General features: G+C 73.8%; 6 protein-coding genes and 1 pseudogene. 2 read left to right on the top strand and 5 right to left on the bottom strand.

All coding sequences use genetic code 11. The features are described 5' to 3' along the window. Together ACZ58N_RS34220 and ACZ58N_RS34215 are read left to right on the top strand one after the other, a co-directional pair. Positions 1–162: pseudogene (locus tag ACZ58N_RS34220) on the top strand (2-oxoacid:ferredoxin oxidoreductase subunit beta); the annotation flags it as partial. Positions 163–417: 255 nt separating this feature from the next. Further along, positions 418–1,983, top strand: a complete 1,566-nt coding sequence (locus ACZ58N_RS34215; protein WP_471168059.1) for an MFS transporter — start codon at positions 418–420, stop codon at positions 1,981–1,983. Between the two features lie 243 nt (positions 1,984–2,226). On the opposite strand, the gene ACZ58N_RS34210 is transcribed toward ACZ58N_RS34215, so the two are convergent. The 5 genes from ACZ58N_RS34210 to ACZ58N_RS34190 all read right to left on the bottom strand — a co-directional run bounded on the left by ACZ58N_RS34210 (position 2,227) and on the right by ACZ58N_RS34190 (position 6,242). Then, positions 2,227–2,838, bottom strand: a complete 612-nt coding sequence (locus ACZ58N_RS34210; protein WP_471168074.1) for a GNAT family N-acetyltransferase — start codon at positions 2,836–2,838, stop codon at positions 2,227–2,229. A gap of 382 nt (positions 2,839–3,220) precedes the next feature. Further along, entirely contained in the window at positions 3,221–4,063 is an 843-nt protein-coding gene (locus tag ACZ58N_RS34205) for an alpha/beta fold hydrolase (RefSeq protein WP_471168057.1), read from the bottom strand. Beyond that, complete coding sequence (locus tag ACZ58N_RS34200; RefSeq protein ID WP_471168054.1) at positions 4,060–4,650, bottom strand: TetR/AcrR family transcriptional regulator; 591 nt, start codon at positions 4,648–4,650, stop codon at positions 4,060–4,062. Before ACZ58N_RS34200 ends, ACZ58N_RS34205 begins: the two co-directional genes overlap by 4 nt. Positions 4,651–4,720: 70 nt before the next feature. Next, positions 4,721–5,413, bottom strand: a complete 693-nt coding sequence (locus ACZ58N_RS34195; RefSeq protein ID WP_471168051.1) for an NAD(P)H oxidoreductase — start codon at positions 5,411–5,413, stop codon at positions 4,721–4,723. Between the two features lie 79 nt (positions 5,414–5,492). Continuing rightward, positions 5,493–6,242, bottom strand: a complete 750-nt coding sequence (locus tag ACZ58N_RS34190; protein WP_471168048.1) for an SDR family oxidoreductase — start codon at positions 6,240–6,242, stop codon at positions 5,493–5,495. Between the last annotated feature and the right edge of the window lie 126 nt (positions 6,243–6,368).

Raw genomic sequence — 6,368 nt, 5'->3', positions numbered from 1 at the left:
ACCCTCCACCACACCCCCATCGGCGTCCTGCGCAGCACCCACCGCCCCGTCTACGACACCCTCATGGCCGACCAACTCGACACCGCCGTCGACCAGTACGGCAAGGGGGACCTGCGCACCCTCCTGGCCGGCCACGACACCTGGACCGCCACCGGCCGGTAGCGCCGGGACCGGACGGGGACCGCGACGGCACCGGCAGGGGGACGGCCGCGGGGCGGGCAGGGGGACGGCCGCGCGGCGGGCAGGGGGACGGGGAGGGGGACGGGCCGCGGGCGGGGAGTGGGCACCGTGGCCGGGCACCGGAACAGCCCGGAACAGGCTCCCGATCGGCACCGCAACAGGCTTCCGATCGGCACCGGAACAGGACCGCAACCACATCCGAACCGAACCCGAAGCGCGCCCCCGCACAGTGCACCCATGACGCCGACGACGACCTCCTCCCCGCCCTCTCCCCGAACCCCCCACCCCCTCCCGGCGAAGGCCGGTACCCGCCAGTGGCTCGGCCTCGCCGTACTCCTCCTTCCCGTCGCCCTGATGACCGCCGATCTGGGCGTCCTGTGGCTGGCCACCCCGTACCTCACCGCCGACCTGCACCCCTCCAGCAGCCAACTGCTCTGGACCACCGACATGTACGGGTTCATGACCGCCGGGTTCCTGGTCATCATGGGCACGCTGGGCGACCGCATCGGACGCCGCAGGCTGCTCCTCGCCGGCTCCGTCGGGGTCATCGCCGCCTCGCTGCTCGCCGCCCACGCTCCCGACCCGCAGACCCTCATCGCGGCGCGGGCCCTCCTGGGTGTGGCCGGAGCCGCGGTGCTCCCGTCCACGCTCGCCCTGATCACCCACATGTTCACCGACGCACGGCAGCGGGCCACCGCCATCGCCATGTGGGTCACCGCCCTCTCCGTCGGCATCGCGATCGGCCCCGTCGTCGGCGGTGTCCTGCTGGACTCCTTCTGGTGGGGCTCGGTGTTCCTCCTCGGAGTCCCGGTCATGGTCCCCGTCGTCCTCCTGGCACCCCTGCTGCTCCCTGAGTACCGCGACCAGTCCGCCGGCCGCATCGACCTGCCCAGCGCCGCACTGTTCCTCCTCGCGATCCTCCCCGTCGTGTACGGCATCAAGAAGTTCGCCGAGTTCGGACCGCAGGCGGCGCACCTGGCGGCCATCGCGGTCGGCGCGGTCTTCGCGCTCCTGTTCGTCCGCCGCCAGAACCGGCTGACCGCCCCGCTCCTCGACCTGCGCCTGTTCACCCACCGCGCTTTCACCGGCGCCCTGTTGACCCTGCTGCTCGGCATGATGGCCCTGAACGGCATCGAGTACCTGGTCCCCCAGCACCTCCTGGCCATCGGTGGTCTGACCCCGCTCGCGGCGGGTCTGTGGCTGCTGCCGGGCGCGGCCGGACTCGTCCTCGGCTCCCAGCTCACCCCGGTGCTCGCCCGCCGCGCCCGCCCCGCGCACGTGATCCTCGGGGGCCTGGCCGCCACGCTGCCCGGGTTCTGGCTGGCCACGCAGCCTGGCGTGGTGGCGGTCTCCCTGGGCCTCGCGCTCGTCATGTTCGGCATCGCCCCGATCAGTGTGCTCGGCACCGCGCTCGCCGTGGGCTCGGCCCCGGCGGAGAAGGCCGGTTCGGCCGCGGCGACCGGCCAGACCGCCTACGACCTCGGGCTGGCCCTCGGCATCGCCGGTACCGGCAGCGTCGCGGTGGCCGTCTACCGCGACGGGGTCACCGCCGCCGCCGCCCCGCCCGGCCTGCCCGCCGACGCCCTCGCCGCGGCCCGCGACACCATCGGCGGCGCGACGGACGCGGCCGGCCAACTCCCCACCGCCCTCGGCTCCGACCTACTGACCGTCGCCCGGGACTCCTTCACCACCGGCTTCCACACGGCGTCCCTGGTCAGCGCCGCCCTGGTCCTCCTGACGGCGGTCGCGGTGACCGCCCTCCTCCGGCACATCCCGCCGCTCGGCGGCAGCACGGAACCCTGACCGGCCCCACGAGGATCCGGGCACCCCCACCCGGCGACACCCCGGCATGACGGCCTCTCACCGAGCGCCGCCGAGCCGGGGCGCCGGCGCGTTCCTCGACCCTCTGCGCGAGCCGGTCCGGGTGCCGGGCTCCGCCCGGGTCCGGCGCCACATGGGGCGGGCGGGGGGAGGCCGCAGCGCGTGACGCACGTCGGGCCGCAGCGCCGACCCGCCGGCAGCCGTCCGGCGGGTCGGTGAACCGTCTCAGGCGGGGAGGTCGGCCCGCCGGGGTTCGCGCCACATCGTCCACAGGGTGGGGCCGCCGCCGGGCAGGTGGACCTCCTCGCGGACCGTGAAGCCGAAGTGTTCGTAGAAGGGGAGGTTCGACGGCTTCGAGGATTCCAGGTAGGCCGGCAGGCCCGACGCGTCGGCCCGGGCGAGGCCCGAGCGCAGGAGGGCGGCTCCGTGGCCCTTGCCCTGGGCGGCCGGGTCGGCGCCGATGAGCGACAGGGACCAGTGCGCCTCCCCGGGGGTGTGCCGGGCGGCCGTTTCGACGGCCGCCCCGAACAGCTCGGCCCGGTCGCCGAGGATGTCCCGGAGCTCCCGGATGGTGTCCGCGTCGGGTACGGCCTTGGCCTGGGCCTCCGGCGCCACCCAGAACGCGGCCGCCGAGTCGGTGCGCTCGCACACGCCGTGATGGACGTACTGCCGGGTGAAGAGGGTGGCGAAGTAGCGGCCCAGCGCGGTCTCCCGCGCGGCGTCGTCGGGGAAGAACCAGCGCATCATCGGGTCGTCGTCGAAGGCCCGGGTCAGGGTGCGGCTGATCAGGGCCGTGTCGTCGAGCGTTGCCGTTTTCGGCACGTTTGGTATCGGCATAAGGGTCATTCTGCACCCGATGATCTTGAAGGGTGGGACGGGGGCCCGATGCGGAACCCCGGCCGCGAACCCCCGCACCGGCCGTCGGACGAGGACAAGGACGAGGGCGAGCGACAGGCCCACGACGAGGCGGGCGGCTCCGGCGACCGTGGCGGCGCCGAGCCGGTTCCACCAGCCGCGCGGGACGGCGTACGTGGCGAGGGGTTCGACGGTGAACTCGGCGCCGAGGAAGATCGACGCGCCGCAGAACCCGGCCATGACGGCGGCGACCGGGGTGACCACGGTGGCGGGGTGGACATCGGGGGATCCTCGGCGGCGGGCTCGTCGTGCTGGACGCCCCCTATGAGCCGCCGCGAGGAACGGATGTGACAGCCGCCCGGAACTACTTCTCCCGCGAGAGTTCCGCGAGCAGCACCGCGGCGAACTCCCCGGGGTGTTCGGTGCAGCCGACGTGGCCGCCCGGGAACTCCGCGAAGGCCGCCCCGGTCAGCTCCACCAGCCGGCGGGCCGGCCCGTACAGGGCCGGCATCGCGCGGGAATCCCGTCCGGCCGCGAGCACCAGCCGGTCCGAGGAGGCGCGTAGCGCCGCCACGTCCGGCACGCTCGATGTGAACGGGCACAGGACGTGCTCCAGGAACACGGGCAGGTTCGCGTACATCCGCGGCGCCATCTCCTGCACCTCGGGCGGCAGTTCGGCGGCCTCCGCCCGGTCCGGGACCTCGCCGAGTCCCGCCCCGAGGTGGGCCATCGCCGCCGCCGCACCCCGGACCCGGAACACTTCGCGCACCTCGTGGAACAGGGCCCGGTGCGGCGCGGGATCCTCCAGTACCTCCACCAGCGGCGGCTCGTGCGCCACCACCCGGCGCACCCGCTCCGGATGACGGGCCAGCAGATCCAGCGCGGCGACGGCTCCCGCACTGCACCCGAGGACGTACGCCGGCTCGTGCGGGGAGTGCAGTTCGAGCAGCCGGTGCGCGTCGTCCGCCCAGTCCGCCACCCGATGGTCGGTGGCGGGCTCGTCGAGCGGGCTGCGGGACTGGCCGCGCGGATCGAATGACACCACCGTGTACCCACCGGCGGCGAGGTCCCCGGCCATCCCCGCGTACAGCCCGGCGTCCGCCCCGCCGCCGGGGATCAGCAGCAGCACCGGCCCGCTGCCCCGGCGTTCGTGGTACAGGGTGGCGCCGGGCACGGCGAGGGTGTCGGTCGTGGGGGGCGTGTTCATCGGTCGGTGCTCCCGTCGGGCCGCGGCGGCCAGTTGTTCAGCAGGACGTGCAGGGCGTCGAGCGAGCGGGCCCAGGAGTCCCGCACCTCGCGGGAGTGCCCGAAGCCACCGCTGAGTTCCAGGTGGACGTAGCCGTGGAAGGTGCTGCGCAGCAGGCGCCCCGCATCGGTCAGGTCCGGTTCGGTCAGTCCGTAGCCGCGCAGCATGCCGTAGGTCAGCTCGACGCTGCGGGCGAAGCCCTTCGAGCCCGCCACCTCGTCGGGGTCGAACCGCAACTGCGTCGCCGCGTAGCGGCCGGGGTGTTCCAGGGCGTACGTGCGGTAGGCGTTGGCGAAGCCGACCAGCGCGTCCTTGCCCGAACGGCCCGCGACGGCGGCGGCGATGAGGTCCGTCATCTCCTCGGAGGCCAGCAGGGCGACCCGGACCCGCAGGTCCCGCAGGCTGCGGACGTGCGCGTACAGGCTGGCGTCCTTGACGCCGAACCGCCGGGCGAGCGCGGACAGGGTGACCTTGTCGAGCCCTTCCTCGTCCGCCATGCCGGCGGCCGCCAGGGTCAGCACACCGGGGCTCAGTCCCGCTCGCACCATACGGCGCCTCCTCAGTTCAAACTTGTGCTCCTAGGGAGAAACCTAGGGGTATTAGGGAGCGTGGGCAACGTCATTTCCCGCCGGACGCCGCCGCCGTTGCCGTGACAGCCGTTGCCGTGACCGATGCCGCCGTGACCGATGCCGCCACCCCGTCGTACGCCGTCTCCCCGTCGTACGCCGTCACCGCCGCGTCGGCGGCGGCGAACACCTCCCGGGCGCGCTCCGGCCGGAGCGCCTGCGGAACCCCCGAGAACTCCGTGCCGTGCAGCAGGCGCACCTGCGCCCCCTCCACCCCGCAGAACTCCGACACCCCCACCCGGAGCTGGACTTCGAGGGCGGCGCCGAGCCCGGAGCTCTCGTACTCGGCGGCCGGGCCCCCGGCCAGCCCGAGCCACAGCATCCGCTTCCCCCGGAGCCTCGGTGTGCTCCGCCCGTACGCGAAGCCGTAGTTCCACACCCGGTCGATCCAGCCCTTCACCACGGCCGGCGGAGCGAACCACCACACCGGGAAGACCACCACCACCTCGTCGGCCTCCTCGACGCGCCGCATGTGGGCGTGCACCTCGGGCGAGTACCGCTTCTCCCGGTCCTGCCAGTCCGGTTCGTCGATCGGCGTCAGGCGCGGGTCGAAGCCCTCCGCGTACAGGTCCAGGAGGTCCACCGTGTTGCCCTCCGCCCGCCGCCGGAGCCGGATGCGCTCCGCCACCTGCGCCGTGAGGGAATCGCTGCGGGGATGGGCGAGGACGAGCAGGGTCCGGGTCACGGCGAACCTCCAGGGAGGGCAGAGGGGAGCGGGCGGGGGGCACGGGAGACGGAGCGGGGGAGGGGTACGGGACGCGGCGTCAGATGCCCAGCCCAGAGCCCCCGCTGACGTCGATGTTCTGGCCGGTCACCCAGCGGGCGTCGTCCGTGGCGAGGAAGGCGACCACATCGGCGACGTCGTCCGGCTGACCGACCCGGTCGAAGACGGAGAAGCCCGCCGCGTGCGCCTTCGCGGCCGGATCGGCCATCCACGGGTGGATGTCGGTCTCGATCGTCCCCGGCGACACCGCGTTGACCGTGATCCCCCGCGGGCCCAGCGTCCGGGCCAGCGTCAGCGTGAGCACCTCCACCGCGCCCTTGCTGGCGGCGTACGAGGTCATTCCGGGGAAGGCCACCTTCGTGACGCCCGACGACACGTTGATGACGCGCCCGCCGTCCCGCAGCCGCTCCAAGCCCTTCTGGATGATGAAGAACGGCGCCTTCGCGTTGACCGCGAAGACCCTGTCGTAGTCGGCCTCCGTCACCTCGTGGATCAGCCCCGGGCCGGCGATGCCCGCGTTGTTCACCAGGATGTCCACCCCGTCCGCGTGCTCGTCGAAGGCCGCCCACAGGGCGTCCGCGTCGCCGGGCAGCCCCAGCTCGGCCCGGATCGCGAACGCCTGCCCGCCCGCCGCCTCGATCGTGCGCACCGTCTCCTTCGCGGCGGCCTCGTTCCCCGCGTAGTGGACGGCGACCCGTGCGCCCCGCGCCGCCAGTGCCAGCGCGATGCTCCGGCCGATGCCCCGGCTCGAACCGGTGACCAGGGCCGTCCTGCCGTCGAGCTTGCCCATGACGCTCTCCTTCTCGTTCGTGTTCTCCTCGCCGGCGCCCTCGTGGCTCCGACAGGAAGAAGACTGCGAGCGGGCGGCTCGGATCCGGTTCGGAACCCGTTACGGCCCTGTTCGGGGCCGGGTTAC

This window comes from Streptomyces sp. NPDC040432, assembly GCF_055595445.1.
Note: the sequence above shows the minus strand (reverse complement) of the source record. Positions and strands in the feature narration are given on the sequence as shown.

Excerpts from the sequence above, each read along its gene's own strand:
- ACZ58N_RS34205 (WP_471168057.1), bottom strand. The coding sequence starts at position 4,063 with ATGAACACGCCCCCCACGACCGACACCCTCGCCGTGCCCGGCGCCACC.
- ACZ58N_RS34210 (WP_471168074.1), bottom strand. The coding sequence starts at position 2,838 with ATGCCGATACCAAACGTGCCGAAAACGGCAACGCTCGACGACACGGCC.
- ACZ58N_RS34200 (WP_471168054.1), bottom strand. The coding sequence starts at position 4,650 with ATGGTGCGAGCGGGACTGAGCCCCGGTGTGCTGACCCTGGCGGCCGCC.
- ACZ58N_RS34190 (WP_471168048.1), bottom strand. The coding sequence starts at position 6,242 with ATGGGCAAGCTCGACGGCAGGACGGCCCTGGTCACCGGTTCGAGCCGG.
- ACZ58N_RS34215 (WP_471168059.1), top strand. The coding sequence starts at position 418 with ATGACGCCGACGACGACCTCCTCCCCGCCCTCTCCCCGAACCCCCCAC.